Annotated in this window: 14 protein-coding genes; 11 read left to right on the top strand and 3 right to left on the bottom strand. The window is 56.2% G+C overall.

Annotation, left to right across the window (positions count from 1 at the left end):
• The first annotated feature begins 126 nt into the window (after positions 1–126).
• The 7 genes from lepA to acpS all read left to right on the top strand — a co-directional run bounded on the left by lepA (position 127) and on the right by acpS (position 6,591).
• Positions 127–1,926, top strand: coding sequence for a translation elongation factor 4 (lepA, locus tag KGP24_RS17130; protein ID WP_032659499.1), 1,800 nt, complete (start codon positions 127–129; stop codon positions 1,924–1,926).
• Positions 1,927–1,941: 15 nt separating this feature from the next.
• Positions 1,942–2,916, top strand: a complete 975-nt coding sequence (gene lepB, locus KGP24_RS17125) for a signal peptidase I (RefSeq protein ID WP_223561237.1) — start codon at positions 1,942–1,944, stop codon at positions 2,914–2,916.
• A 222-nt stretch (positions 2,917–3,138) separates the two neighbouring features.
• On the top strand, positions 3,139–3,819 hold the full coding sequence (rnc, locus tag KGP24_RS17120) for a ribonuclease III (RefSeq protein ID WP_003860711.1): 681 nt from the start codon (positions 3,139–3,141) through the stop codon (positions 3,817–3,819).
• Positions 3,816–4,721: a GTPase Era gene (gene era / locus KGP24_RS17115; protein ID WP_006176722.1), complete on the top strand. Its 906-nt coding sequence runs from the start codon at positions 3,816–3,818 to the stop codon at positions 4,719–4,721. Before rnc ends, era begins: the two co-directional genes overlap by 4 nt.
• A gap of 17 nt (positions 4,722–4,738) precedes the next feature.
• Positions 4,739–5,446: a DNA repair protein RecO gene (gene recO / locus KGP24_RS17110; RefSeq protein WP_223561236.1), complete on the top strand. Its 708-nt coding sequence runs from the start codon at positions 4,739–4,741 to the stop codon at positions 5,444–5,446.
• A gap of 33 nt (positions 5,447–5,479) precedes the next feature.
• Positions 5,480–6,211: a pyridoxine 5'-phosphate synthase gene (pdxJ, locus tag KGP24_RS17105; RefSeq protein ID WP_032659491.1), complete on the top strand. Its 732-nt coding sequence runs from the start codon at positions 5,480–5,482 to the stop codon at positions 6,209–6,211.
• Positions 6,211–6,591, top strand: coding sequence for a holo-ACP synthase (acpS, locus tag KGP24_RS17100; RefSeq protein ID WP_080328395.1), 381 nt, complete (start codon positions 6,211–6,213; stop codon positions 6,589–6,591). The genes pdxJ and acpS overlap by 1 nt, the downstream gene beginning before the upstream one ends.
• On the opposite strand, the gene KGP24_RS17095 is transcribed toward acpS, so the two are convergent.
• Together KGP24_RS17095 and KGP24_RS17090 are read right to left on the bottom strand one after the other, a co-directional pair.
• Positions 6,588–6,848, bottom strand: a complete 261-nt coding sequence (locus tag KGP24_RS17095) for a YfhL family 4Fe-4S dicluster ferredoxin (protein WP_008502177.1) — start codon at positions 6,846–6,848, stop codon at positions 6,588–6,590. The two genes, acpS and KGP24_RS17095, sit on opposite strands and share 4 nt — an antisense overlap.
• A 46-nt stretch (positions 6,849–6,894) precedes the next feature.
• Positions 6,895–7,743, bottom strand: a complete 849-nt coding sequence (locus tag KGP24_RS17090) for a MurR/RpiR family transcriptional regulator (protein ID WP_058841745.1) — start codon at positions 7,741–7,743, stop codon at positions 6,895–6,897.
• 117 nt (positions 7,744–7,860) lie between these two features.
• Between KGP24_RS17090 and murQ the strand changes: the two genes are divergently transcribed.
• Genes murQ through tadA form a run of 4 tightly spaced genes read left to right on the top strand, consistent with a single transcriptional unit; the run spans position 7,861 to position 11,330 of the window.
• Entirely contained in the window at positions 7,861–8,754 is an 894-nt protein-coding gene (gene murQ, locus KGP24_RS17085) for an N-acetylmuramic acid 6-phosphate etherase (protein WP_223561235.1), read from the top strand.
• An 11-nt stretch (positions 8,755–8,765) separates the two neighbouring features.
• Positions 8,766–10,127 (top strand): PTS transporter subunit EIIC, encoded by a 1,362-nt coding sequence (locus KGP24_RS17080; RefSeq protein WP_223561234.1) that lies wholly within the window; start codon positions 8,766–8,768, stop codon positions 10,125–10,127.
• A 3-nt stretch (positions 10,128–10,130) separates the two neighbouring features.
• Entirely contained in the window at positions 10,131–10,766 is a 636-nt protein-coding gene (yfhb, locus tag KGP24_RS17075; RefSeq protein ID WP_090420230.1) for a phosphatidylglycerophosphatase C, read from the top strand.
• A gap of 24 nt (positions 10,767–10,790) precedes the next feature.
• Complete coding sequence (gene tadA, locus KGP24_RS17070; RefSeq protein WP_223561233.1) at positions 10,791–11,330, top strand: tRNA adenosine(34) deaminase TadA; 540 nt, start codon at positions 10,791–10,793, stop codon at positions 11,328–11,330.
• On the opposite strand, the gene mltF is transcribed toward tadA, so the two are convergent.
• Positions 11,218–12,768, bottom strand: coding sequence for a membrane-bound lytic murein transglycosylase MltF (gene mltF / locus KGP24_RS17065; RefSeq protein WP_223561232.1), 1,551 nt, complete (start codon positions 12,766–12,768; stop codon positions 11,218–11,220). The two genes, tadA and mltF, sit on opposite strands and share 113 nt — an antisense overlap.
• Positions 12,769–12,957: the final 189 nt, after the last annotated feature.

Here is a 12,957-nt window from a genome sequence, read left to right as displayed (position 1 = left end):
TACCTGCTTCTAAGTGCATTTCCAGGTAGCGAGGATGTAGTGTAGAATGCTGCGTTTTCGCACTGAAAAACGTCAGGCTAAGAACAGCGGCCTCCAGGAATTCGTAAGGCATAATTATTTAACTATATGAAGAACATACGTAACTTTTCGATCATTGCTCACATTGACCACGGTAAGTCGACGCTGTCTGACCGTATTATCCAGATTTGCGGTGGCCTGTCTGATCGTGAAATGGAAGCCCAGGTTCTGGACTCCATGGACCTGGAACGCGAACGCGGTATCACCATTAAAGCGCAGAGCGTTACGCTTGATTACAAAGCGGCTGATGGTGAAACCTATCAACTGAACTTTATCGACACCCCAGGCCACGTTGACTTCTCCTATGAGGTTTCACGCTCGCTCGCGGCCTGTGAAGGCGCGCTGCTGGTGGTGGATGCCGGGCAGGGCGTTGAAGCCCAGACCCTGGCAAACTGCTACACCGCGATGGAAATGGATCTCGAAGTTGTGCCGGTTCTGAACAAAATCGACCTGCCAGCCGCCGATCCTGAGCGCGTAGCGGAAGAGATTGAAGATATTGTCGGCATTGACGCGACCGATGCCGTGCGCTGCTCCGCGAAAACCGGTGTGGGCGTAACCGACGTGCTGGAACGTCTGGTACGTGACATTCCGGCCCCGGAAGGCGATCCGGATGGCCCGCTGCAGGCGCTGATTATCGACTCCTGGTTCGATAACTATCTGGGCGTTGTCTCACTGGTGCGTATTAAAAACGGCACCATGCGTAAAGGCGACAAAATCAAGGTAATGAGTACCGGACAGGTCTACAACGCCGACCGTCTGGGCATTTTCACGCCAAAACAGGTTGACCGTACCGAGCTGAGATGCGGCGAGGTAGGCTGGCTGGTCTGCGCCATTAAAGACATCCTCGGTGCGCCGGTGGGCGATACCCTGACCGGTGCGCGTAACCCGGCAGATAAAGCGCTGCCAGGCTTTAAAAAGGTGAAACCGCAGGTTTACGCGGGTCTGTTCCCGGTCAGCTCTGACGACTACGAAAACTTCCGTGACGCGCTCGGTAAACTGAGCCTGAACGATGCTTCCCTGTTCTACGAGCCAGAAAGCTCAACGGCGCTGGGCTTCGGCTTCCGCTGTGGCTTCCTCGGTCTGCTGCACATGGAGATCATTCAGGAGCGTCTGGAGCGTGAATACGATCTGGATCTGATCACCACGGCGCCGACCGTAGTCTATGAAGTTGAAACCACCTCGAAAGAAGTGATCTACGTTGATAGCCCGTCCAAGCTGCCTCCGCTGAACAACATTCAGGAGTTGCGTGAGCCTATTGCAGAGTGTCACATGCTGCTGCCGCAGGAATTCCTGGGTAACGTCATTACGCTGTGTATTGAGAAGCGTGGCGTGCAGACCAACATGGTTTACCACGGTAACCAGGTAGCGCTGACCTATGAGATCCCAATGGCGGAAGTGGTACTCGACTTCTTCGACCGTCTGAAGTCGACTTCCCGTGGCTATGCGTCACTGGATTACAACTTCAAACGCTTCCAGGCCTCCAACATGGTGCGTGTGGACGTGCTGATCAACGGCGAGCGTGTGGATGCGCTGGCGCTGATCACCCACAACGACAATGCGCCGTACCGTGGTCGCGAGCTGGTTGAGAAGATGAAAGATCTGATCCCGCGTCAGCAGTTCGATATCGCGATTCAGGCGGCCATTGGCAATCACATTATCGCGCGTTCAACCGTGAAACAGCTGCGTAAAAACGTTCTGGCGAAGTGCTATGGCGGTGACGTCAGCCGTAAGAAAAAGCTGCTGCAGAAGCAGAAAGAAGGTAAGAAGCGTATGAAGCAGGTCGGTAACGTCGAGCTGCCGCAGGAAGCATTCCTTGCCATCCTTCATGTTGGTAAAGACGGCAAATAACCCTAAGGAGTTGGCATGGCGAACATGTTTGCCCTGATCCTGGTCATTGCTACCCTGGTGACGGGTCTGCTGTGGTGTCTGGATAAGTTTATCTTCGCCCCAAAACGTCGTGAACGTCAGGCTGCCGCACAGGCAGCCACTGGCGATGGGATTGATGCGAAAACGCTGAAGAAAGTTGGCCCGAAACCGGGCTGGCTGGAAACGGGCGCCTCGGTATTTCCGGTGCTGGCGATTGTGCTGGTGGTACGTTCGTTTATTTACGAGCCGTTCCAAATCCCATCAGGTTCAATGATGCCAACGCTGCTGATTGGTGATTTTATTCTGGTAGAGAAGTTTGCCTACGGCATTAAAGATCCTATCTACCAGAAAACGCTGATCGAAACCGGCCACCCGAAACGTGGCGACATCGTGGTGTTTAAATATCCAGAAGATCCGCGCCTGGACTACATCAAGCGCGCGGTAGGTCTGCCGGGTGATAAAGTAACTTACGATCCGGTTGCGAAAGAAGTCACCGTTCAGCCGGGCTGCAGCTCCGGTACCGCCTGTGAAAACGCGCTGCCAATCACCTACTCAAACGTTGAGCCAAGTGATTTTGTGCAGACCTTTGCCCGTCGTAACGGCGGCGAAGCGAGCAGCGGGTTCTTCCAGGTACCGAAAGGTGAAACCAAAGAGGACGGCATCCGTCTGGTTGAGCGCAAAGAGACGCTGGGCGATGTGACGCACCGAATCCTCACTGTGCCAATCGCGCAGGATCAGCTGGGTATGTACTATCGCCAGCCGGGCCAGCAGCTGGCGAGCTGGATTGTACCGCCAGGACATTACTTCATGATGGGTGACAACCGCGATAATTCCGCGGACAGCCGTTACTGGGGCTTTGTGCCGGAAGCGAATCTGGTCGGTAAAGCCACCGCCATCTGGATGAGTTTTGAGAAACAGGAAGGCGAATGGCCGACCGGTGTACGCCTGAATCGTATTGGCGGAATCCATTAATTCTCAATAAATGAACGCGTAGCCGCTTTAATTAGCGGCTACGTGAATTATTTCCACGATAAATCTCTTCGAACTAACGACATCCCCTGCCGTTGTGTATAGAATATTCCCCCGAAGTTTAAGGTTGGCCCTGCAAGGGTGCCACGGCACACGAAACCGCGTTGGTTTTCTCAGGTCGGTTTCGTGTGCTGCATTTTTGACGCATTCATTTACTGGTATCGCATGAACCCCATCGTAATTAATCGGCTTCAACGGAAGCTGGGCTACACTTTTCATCATCAGGAGCTGTTGCAACAGGCATTAACCCACCGCAGTGCCAGCAGCAAACATAATGAGCGTCTCGAGTTTTTAGGCGACTCTATTTTAAGTTTCGTGATTGCGAATGCGCTTTATCACCGTTTCCCGCGTGTGGACGAGGGTGATATGAGCCGCATGCGTGCCACTCTGGTTCGGGGTAATACCCTTGCGGAAATCGCGCGCGAGTTTGAACTGGGCGAATGTCTGCGTCTTGGACCGGGTGAACTGAAAAGCGGCGGCTTCCGTCGTGAATCTATTCTTGCCGATACGGTCGAAGCATTAATTGGTGGTGTGTTCCTGGACAGCGATATCCAGACCGTAGAAAAGCTGATCCTGAACTGGTATCAGACTCGTCTGGACGAAATCAGCCCAGGCGATAAACAAAAAGATCCGAAAACGCGTCTGCAGGAATATTTGCAGGGCCGTCATCTGCCGCTGCCGTCTTATCTGGTGGTGCAGGTACGTGGCGAAGCGCACGATCAGGAATTTACCATCCATTGCCAGGTCAGTGGCCTGAGTGAACCGGTGGTGGGCACAGGTTCAAGCCGTCGTAAGGCTGAACAGGCTGCCGCCGAACAGGCGTTAAAAATGCTGGAGCTGGAATGAGCGAAGAGAAAACCTATTGCGGATTTATTGCCATCGTCGGACGTCCGAACGTTGGCAAATCCACCCTGCTGAATAATCTGCTTGGGCAGAAGATTTCAATCACCTCGCGTAAGGCGCAGACCACGCGTCACCGCATCGTCGGCATCCATACTGAAGGCGCGTATCAGGCGATCTACGTCGATACCCCGGGCCTGCACATGGAAGAGAAGCGTGCCATCAACCGCCTGATGAACAAGGCGGCGAGCAGCTCGATCGGCGACGTAGAGCTGGTGATTTTCGTTGTGGAAGGCACCCGCTGGACGCCGGACGACGAGATGGTGCTGAACAAGCTGCGTGACGGCAAAACGCCGGTCATCCTCGCGGTCAACAAGGTTGATAACGTGCAGGAAAAGGCCGACCTGCTGCCGCATCTGCAGTGGCTGGGTAGCCAGATGAACTTCCTCGATATCGTTCCGCTGTCTGCTGAGACCGGCCTGAACGTTGATACCATCGCGGGCATCGTGCGTAAGCATCTGCCGGAAGCGATTCATCACTTCCCGGAAGACTACATCACCGATCGCTCTCAGCGCTTTATGGCCTCTGAAATCATCCGTGAAAAGCTGATGCGTTTCCTGGGCGCTGAACTGCCGTACTCTGTGACGGTGGAGATCGAGCGTTTCCAGACCAACGAGCGCGGTGGCTACGACATCAACGGCCTGATCCTCGTTGAGCGCGAGGGGCAGAAGAAGATGGTGATCGGCAACAAAGGGGCCAAGATCAAAACCATCGGTATCGAAGCCCGTAAGGACATGATGGAGATGTTCGAAGCGCCGGTTCACCTCGAACTGTGGGTGAAAGTGAAATCTGGCTGGGCCGATGATGAGCGTGCTCTGCGCAGCCTCGGTTACGGCGAAGACCAGTAACTTAAGACGACGAGCATATGGATGGATGGCAGCGCGCCTTTGTCCTGCATAGTCGTCCCTGGAGCGAAACCAGCCTCATGCTGGACGTCTTCACGGAAGAGTCGGGCCGCGTGCGCCTTGTTGCGAAAGGCGCACGTTCCAAACGTTCTAATCTGAAAGGTGCCTTACAGCCTTTTACGCCGTTGCTGGTTCGCTTTGGCGGGCGAGGGGAAGTCAAAACCCTGCGCAGCGCCGAAGCCGTCTCCCTGGCGCTTCCCCTTTCTGGCATCACGCTCTACAGCGGTCTGTATGTCAACGAGCTCATCTCCCGCGTCCTTGAACATGAGACTCGCTTCTCGGAACTTTTCTTCGATTATCTGCACTGTATCCAGGCGCTTGCTGGCGCAACCGGCGCGCCCGAACCTGCGCTGCGCCGTTTCGAACTGGCGCTGCTGGGCCACCTCGGGTACGGCGTAGATTTTCTGCACTGTGCGGGCAGCGGTGACGAAGTGGAAGACACCATGACCTACCGCTACCGCGAAGAAAAAGGCTTCATTGCCAGTATCGTTATTGACAATAGCACCTTTACCGGGCGCCAGCTCCGGGCGCTGTATGAGCGCGAGTTTCCCGACCAGGACACCCTGCGCGCGGCAAAACGCTTTACCCGGATTGCCCTCAAGCCGTATCTTGGCGGCAAGCCCTTAAAGAGCCGCGAATTATTCAGGCAGTTTGTGCCGAAACGTTAGACCACAGAATCGAAAAGAAAACCGAGGATTGTCATGGCTGAATTACTGTTAGGCGTCAACATCGATCACATCGCCACGCTGCGTAATGCGCGCGGCACGGCGTATCCCGATCCGGTTCAGGCGGCGTTTATCGCTGAACAGGCTGGCGCCGACGGCATTACCGTTCACCTGCGCGAAGACCGTCGCCACATTACTGACCGCGACGTGCGCATTCTGCGTCAGACGCTGGACACCCGTATGAATCTGGAGATGGCGGTCACCGAAGAGATGCTGGCCATTGCCTGCGAGACCCAGCCGCATTTCTGCTGCCTGGTGCCGGAAAAACGCCAGGAAGTGACCACCGAAGGCGGTCTGGATGTGGCCGGGCAGCTCGACAAAATGCGCGATGCCTGCAAGCGCCTGGCGGATGCCGGTATCCTGGTTTCTCTGTTTATCGACGCCGATTTCGCCCAGATTAAAGCGGCGGCCGACGTGGGCGCGCCGTATATCGAAATCCACACCGGCTGCTATGCCGATGCCAAAAATGATGCTGAACAGGCTAAAGAGCTGGAGCGTATCGCCAAAGCGGCCACGTATGCCTCAAGCCTGGGCCTGAAGGTCAACGCCGGTCACGGCCTGACCTACCACAACGTGAAGGCCATTGCCGCTCTGCCTGAAATGCACGAGCTGAACATCGGCCACGCCATCATTGGCCGCGCGGTGATGAGCGGTCTGAAAGAGGCGGTTTCAGAAATGAAACGCCTGATGCAGGAAGCGCGTCAGTAATGGCCATTCTGGGCTTAGGCACCGATATCGTTGAAATAGCCCGCATTGAAGCGGTGATCGCCCGTAGCGGCGATCGCCTCGCAAGACGCGTGCTGAGCGATAACGAATGGGCTATCTGGGAAACGCATCAGCAGCCGGTGCGCTTTCTGGCAAAGCGCTTTGCGGTAAAAGAGGCGGCGGCCAAAGCCTTTGGCACCGGCATTCGTAACGGTCTGGCGTTTAACCAGTTCGAAGTGTTTAACGATGAGCTGGGCAAACCGAGCCTGCGTCTGTGGGGAGAAGCGCAAAAGCTGGCGGAGAAGCTTGGGGTGAATCACATGCACGTGACGATCGCTGATGAACGCCACTATGCCAGCGCAACGGTGATTATCGAAAGTTAAAGTTTGTCCGCGTGATGCATCAGGACAAACTTATCCCATAGCTGCTCTTCGCTCTCGACGTGGGCCGGATCCTTCAGGATGGTATTCGGGATCGGGCACACTTTCTGACAGGTCGGCGTTTCATAGTGGCCGATGCATTCCGTGCAGCGGTCGCTGTTAATCTCATAGATGCTGTCGCCCATCGAAATCGCCTGGTTTGGGCATTCGGGCTCGCACATATCGCAATTAATGCATTTTTTGGTAATTAACAGCGCCATCAGGAAATTCTCAGAAACAACACAAACTGGGCGGGCATTATACGCGTCAAACCAGTTTCTTTACCAGTTCTTCGCTGTGACGAATGCGCTCGGGCGCGCGCTCCAGATCCTGCTGCACCAGCGCCATAAACAGCAGGTCCGTCAGCATCATTTGCGCGCTGGTGGACGAGATAGCCGCGCTGCGCGTGGCCTGCTCTTCGGCAATGGTGTATAAACAGCGCGTTGCCCGCTGCTGCAGAGCATTTGGCGTAAAACCGGTGATCGCCAGAATTTTTCCGCCGACGCGCAGCGCCTCATCGGTCGCCATGTTGATTTCACGGCGCTCGCCGGAGTAAGAGATGGCCAGCAGCAGATCGTCAGGATCCATCGCCTGTACGGTTGCCAGCAGGGCGTGCATATCCTGCTCGACGATGGCGTTAAGCCCAATTTTCGTCAGCTTCCAGCCAAAGTTACGCGCTACAAGTCCGGACGCGCCGATACCGGTCAGAACGATCCGCCGCGCGCCGCGAAGCATCGCCACGCTCTCCAGCAGCTTCTCTTCCGTATTCACATCGAGCGTCGCATGCATGGCCGCCACGTTCTCTTTGATCAGCTTTTCGCCAACCAGCCGCATCGGGTCATCACCGCGGATCTGATTATGCACCGGCATTGACTGCGGGTTGGGGTTGCTCACCAGCGCTTCACTGATCGCCAGCTTGAGGGCGGGGAACCCCTTAAAGCCAATCTTCTGGGCAAATTTCACCACGCTGGACTGGCTCACGCCGGCTTCACTCGCCAGCTGCTGCGAGCTCAGATGGCGCGCATGGTCGGGTTGAGAAAGCAGAAAATCCGCCAGCTTCTTGTCGCTTTGGGCAAAGCCTGCGTAGCGCTGGCGAATGCGAATTAAACAGTTCATACGGTCTCCTGGCGAAAATGTGATTATCTGCGCAAATACGAATTTTGCTCGCCTGAATGAATTTTATATTCCATTATAGTGTGATTATTATGAATTAAAAATTCTTGAGGTAAAAAAATGAATCTTGGCTCACTTGTTTCTGAAACGCGTAACCCGCAAACCATGGATCTGGATGCTCTCTCCACCCTGGAGCTGGTTAACCGCTTTAATCAACAGGATACGCTGGTCGCGCAGGCAGTGAAAGAGACATTACCCGAGGTGGCGAAAGCGGTCGATGCGGCGGCGGAAGCCCTTAAGGCCGGCGGTCGCATTATCTACATGGGGGCGGGCACCAGCGGGCGTCTTGGGGTTCTGGATGCGTCAGAATGTCCGCCAACCTTTGGGGTTCCGCACGGTCTGGTCGTTGGGTTGATTGCCGGTGGACCCGGTGCGCTGCTGAAAGCCGTTGAAGGGGCCGAAGATAACAAACAGCTGGGTGAGGATGATCTGAAGGGGCTGAATCTGACCGCGAAGGATCTGGTGGTCGGGCTGGCGGCATCCGGGCGCACGCCGTACGTCATTGGCGGCCTGGAATACGCCAACCGGACCGGCTGCACGACGGTGGCCATCTCCTGTAATCCGGGCTCCCCGATTGCGCAGGTGGCCGCTATCGCCATCTCTCCGGTTGTCGGACCGGAAGCGCTCACCGGCTCCACGCGCCTGAAATCCGGGACCGCGCAAAAGCTGGTGCTCAATATGATCTCCACCGGCGCGATGGTGAAGTTCGGCAAGGTGTATCAGAACCTGATGGTGGATATGCAGGCCACTAACGTCAAGCTGGTAGATAGAGCCTGCCGCATGGTGATGGAGGCAACAGGCGCAGGCCGTGAAGAGGCAGAAGCGGTACTCAAGCAGACCGATCACGATGTTAAACCGGCCATTCTGATGATCTTAAGCGGGCTGGATGCAGCGACCGCGAGAGCCAAACTCGCTGCGCATAACGGCTTCTTACGGGCGGCATTAGAAAACTAACAGAGGCGTCTATGGACAAAACAGCAGCGCTCGCCAGCGATATCCTGCAGGGGATTGGCGGGGAAAAAAATATTCAGCGTCTCGAAAACTGCATGACGCGCGTGCGCGTCGAGGTGCATAGCGACGACCAGCTTGACGTAGCGCGTCTGAAGCAACTGTCCGGGGTCAGCGGCTACGTGAAACAGGGCCAGCAGCATCAGCTGATCGTCGGGCCGGGGAAAGCGGCGCAGGTTGTCGATGCCATGCGCGCGCTGATGGGCGTTAGCGCGAGCGCGTCGATTGACGATGCGGAACGCACCAAAGCACAGGCGAAAGCCAAATACAAAGCCCCCATGAGCGACGCGCTGCGACAGCTGGCAAACGTCTTTATTCCGCTGATCCCGGCGTTTATTGCCTCGGGCCTGATCACCGGGATCATCAATATCCTCAAGCGACCGGATATAGTGGGGGATTTCGCCACGCAGTATCCGAACCTGTTGGGGATTCTCGGGATCTTCGGCAGCGCGGTGTTCGCTATCATGAACATTCTGGTCGGGGTTAACACCGCGAAGGTGTTTGGCGGATCGCTGGCCATGGGCGGCGTGATGGCGGGCATCTTGTCCAGCCCTCAGCTGGCGCAGATCACGCTGTTTGGTGAGGCGCTCCAGCCCGGGCGCGGTGGGGTGATTGCCGTGCTGCTGGTGGTCATCCTGATGTGCTGGATCGAGAAAAGGCTGCGCGCGGTTCTGCCTGGCTCGATCGAGCTTATCCTCAACCCGCTGCTCACCACGCTGATTACCGGTAGCATTGCGATTGTGGCCCTCCAGCCGCTAGGCGGGTGGATCTCTGAAGCCATCGCCCACGGTGCGTCTCTGGCGATCGATCGCGGTGGCCTGCTGGTGGGGGCAGTGCTGTCAGGTACCTTCCTGCCGCTGGTGCTGACCGGTCTGCATCAGGGGCTGGTGCCGATCCACGTCGAGCTGGTGCAGGCGCACGGCTATAACGCGCTTCTGCCTATCCTGTCGATGGCGGGGGTGGGGCAGGTCGGCGCGGCGATTGCCGTACTGATGAAAACCCGCAACGCGCGACTGAAAAAAATGATTAAAGGTGCGCTCCCGGTCGGACTGCTCGGCATCGGCGAGCCGCTGATTTTCGGCGTTACGCTGCCGCTGGGTAAACCGTTCCTTGCCGCCTGTCTGGGGGGCGCGGTAGGCGGGGCGCTTATCAGCTACTGGAAAGTCACCACCGTGATCACCTTCGGGCTTTCAGGTTTACCGCTGGCATTAACCATCGTGACCGGAAAAGTGATGCTCTATCTGTTAGGCTATTTAGTAGCGGTGATCGCCGGGTTCCTGTTTACCTGGCTGTTAGGATTCAACGACCCAGAGGAGTAAGGTTTGGCAAATCACGCGCGTCGCGTTGTCTTTTTCGACCTGGATGGAACGCTGCATCAGCAGGATATGTTTGGTACATTTATGCGTTACCTGCTGCGGCGTCAGCCTTTGAATGCGCTGCTCGTGCTGCCGCTCTTACCGGTTATCGGTATCGCGCTGCTGGTGAAAGGCCGGGCGGCGCGATGGCCGATGAGCCTGCTGCTGTGGGGATGTACCTTTGGGCACAGCGAAGCGCGGCTCAAACAGCTCGAAAAGGATTTTGCGCACTGGTTTCGCGGCCACGTTGCCGCCTTCCCGGTGGTGCAGGCGCGCCTTACAGGCTATCTCGACGCGAACGATGCCGACATCTGGCTGATTACCGGCTCCCCACAGACGCTGGTGGAGCAGGTCTATTTTGATACCCCATGGCTACCGCGCGTCAATCTTATCGCCACGCAAATTGCCCGCGGCTACGGCGGCTGGGTGCTGACTATGCGCTGCCTGGGGCATGAAAAAGTGGTCCAGCTGGAGAAACGCATCGGCACTCCGCTGCGCCTGTACAGCGGCTACAGCGACAGCAAGCAGGACAACCCGTTGCTCTATTTTTGCCAGCACCGCTGGCGCGTCACGCCATCGGGCGAACTTCAGCAACTCGAATAGTCTTATCTATATGGGCTGTGTATAATGCCGCCCGCTTTTCGACTGGAGTATCAAACGTTGTCCAATCCTGAACACAATCATGAATACTGGATGCGCCATGCGCTGACGCTGGCTCAACGCGCCTGGGAAGAGGGTGAAGTGCCCGTGGGTGCGGTGCTGGTTCATAACAACCAGGTGATTGGTGAAGGGTGGAACCGTCCTATAGGCCGCCACGATCCTACTGCACACGCCGAAATCATGGCGCTTCGCCAGGGCGGTCTGGTGCTGCAAAACTATCGCCTGCTTGATACCACGCTGTATGTGACGCTGGAGCCGTGCGTGATGTGCTCCGGCGCGATGGTGCACAGCCGGATTGGGACGTTGGTCTTTGGTGCGCGGGATGAAAAAACCGGTGCGGCCGGTTCGCTGATGGACGTGCTGGGTCACCCGGGGATGAACCATCAGGTGAAGACTATCGGTGGGGTGCTTGCACCAGAGTGTTCGGGGCTATTAAGCGATTTCTTTCGAATGCGCCGTCAGCAGAAAAAGCAGCAAAAGGCAGAATTGAAGCCGTCGGACGATTAAGCTCGTCCGGCGCCACGACCGGGTAACTTTGAGCCAGCTGTTTGGCCTCCGTCGCCTCTTTCTCTTTCTCCAGCAGATACCCAACCAGGCTAATCTGATATTTACGGATATTTTCCACGTAGGCGTAGGCTTCATGTCCGCGAGCGTAGCCGTATGTCAGCTTGTTATACCATGGCTTCTGGCTCAGCAGCGGCAGGCGCTGTTTAACGTCTGACCAGCTGTCCGGGTTACCTTTCGTTTTGGCCGTCAACGCTCGCGCATCAAGCATATGTGCGTAGCCCATATTGTAGGCCGCCAGCGCAAACCAGATCCGCTCTTCTTCCGGCACTGTTTCCGGTACTTTGGCCATCATATCCTGCAGATAGCGCGCACCGCCGCTGATGCTCTGCTCGGCATCGGTCCGGTCATTCACGCCCAGGCTCAGCGCGGTATTTTTGGTTAACATCATCAAACCGCGTACGCCGGTGGGAGAGGTGGCCTGGGTATCCCAGTGGGATTCCTGATACGAAATAGCCGCCAGCAGCTTCCAGTCAATCTCCTGGGCATATTTTTCGAACAACGGCTGCAGGTCCGGGAGGACGCTGTCCACCGCACGCAGGAAGCTGCGGGTGTCAACGTAGTCAAAGTCATCGCCGTGCCCGAGATACTTCTCCTCCAGACGCGCCAGGGTACCGTCCTCATTGATGGTGTTGAAGAAATCAAGCATCGCGGCAGAGAAGGTCTGATCGTCATCAAGCTGGCTAAACCAGGTCACGGGCTGCTCGTCGGTGACGTCCAGCGCCACGGCAATTTCAGGATGAACGCGCTGGAAAAGACTGATCGCGACCGAATCGGCGATGGTGTAGGGCACTTTCTGGTCTTTTACCTGCTCCAGCAGCTCGGTCGTACCGAGTTTCAGATCAACCGTCCAGCTCAGGTCGGGATATTTCTTCTCCTTGAGCTCCCGCAGATCGTCAATCACCACGTGGCCGGGCGCAATCGTCAGCTGTCGATCGTTAATCGAGGCCAGCGAGCGTGGGCGCAGGCTCCCGACGCGGTAAACCAGCTGCTGCGAAACGGAGTAGTAGGTCGGGCCTGGCTGGTAGTTTTTGCTGCGCTCGCTGTTATACACCAGCCCGGCGGCAAGCATATCGGCATCGTCGTTATCGAGGTCGTCAAACAGCTGGTTGATATTCTGGCGGACGGTGATTTTAAGCTTCACGCCAAGATAATCGGCGAACTGTTGTGCCAGCTCATAATCCAGACCAATGATTTTGCCGTTGATGTCGCTGTAAATCAGCGGAGAGTTGAGGGTACTGACGCGCAATTCCCCCCGCTCCTGAATAGCGGCGATACGGTTTTCGGCTTTGCCGAACCAGGGGATGGAAGGCCAGAGGGCCACTGCCAGCAGCAACGTTACAATGCCGATGAGCAGATAATTAATCTTTAATTTTTTCAATTAGTTAATTCTCTGCGACGCCGGTTGCCTCAGTTTGCTGTAGCCATGTTAATCATAAGGTTTGCCATTGAATGAGCGGCATTTTGCGTAAACTTGCGCCACTTGGCAACCAATTAGAGAGACAGGTCACATCTATTGTTAAATCTCTGTGCAAATTTTATTTCGACGCAAACGGTTTCGTCGGCGCTC

The sequence above is a fragment of the Enterobacter sp. JBIWA008 genome (assembly GCF_019968765.1).
Taxonomy (GTDB): Bacteria; Pseudomonadota; Gammaproteobacteria; order Enterobacterales; family Enterobacteriaceae; genus Enterobacter.
The sequence above is the reverse complement of the archived record's forward strand: the minus strand, read 5'-3'. Positions and strand labels throughout refer to the sequence as shown.

What these genes read in the sequence shown, in the direction of transcription:
- tadA (WP_223561233.1), top strand. Translation starts at nt 10,791, where the DNA reads ATGCCGCCCGCTTTTCGACTGGAGTATCAAACGTTGTCCAATCCTGAA.
- lepB (WP_223561237.1), top strand. Translation starts at nt 1,942, where the DNA reads ATGGCGAACATGTTTGCCCTGATCCTGGTCATTGCTACCCTGGTGACG.
- lepA (WP_032659499.1), top strand. Translation starts at nt 127, where the DNA reads ATGAAGAACATACGTAACTTTTCGATCATTGCTCACATTGACCACGGT.
- KGP24_RS17095 (WP_008502177.1), bottom strand. Translation starts at nt 6,848, where the DNA reads ATGGCGCTGTTAATTACCAAAAAATGCATTAATTGCGATATGTGCGAG.
- murQ (WP_223561235.1), top strand. Translation starts at nt 7,861, where the DNA reads ATGAATCTTGGCTCACTTGTTTCTGAAACGCGTAACCCGCAAACCATG.
- acpS (WP_080328395.1), top strand. Translation starts at nt 6,211, where the DNA reads ATGGCCATTCTGGGCTTAGGCACCGATATCGTTGAAATAGCCCGCATT.
- rnc (WP_003860711.1), top strand. Translation starts at nt 3,139, where the DNA reads ATGAACCCCATCGTAATTAATCGGCTTCAACGGAAGCTGGGCTACACT.
- era (WP_006176722.1), top strand. Translation starts at nt 3,816, where the DNA reads ATGAGCGAAGAGAAAACCTATTGCGGATTTATTGCCATCGTCGGACGT.
- KGP24_RS17080 (WP_223561234.1), top strand. Translation starts at nt 8,766, where the DNA reads ATGGACAAAACAGCAGCGCTCGCCAGCGATATCCTGCAGGGGATTGGC.
- pdxJ (WP_032659491.1), top strand. Translation starts at nt 5,480, where the DNA reads ATGGCTGAATTACTGTTAGGCGTCAACATCGATCACATCGCCACGCTG.
- recO (WP_223561236.1), top strand. Translation starts at nt 4,739, where the DNA reads ATGGATGGATGGCAGCGCGCCTTTGTCCTGCATAGTCGTCCCTGGAGC.
- KGP24_RS17090 (WP_058841745.1), bottom strand. Translation starts at nt 7,743, where the DNA reads ATGAACTGTTTAATTCGCATTCGCCAGCGCTACGCAGGCTTTGCCCAA.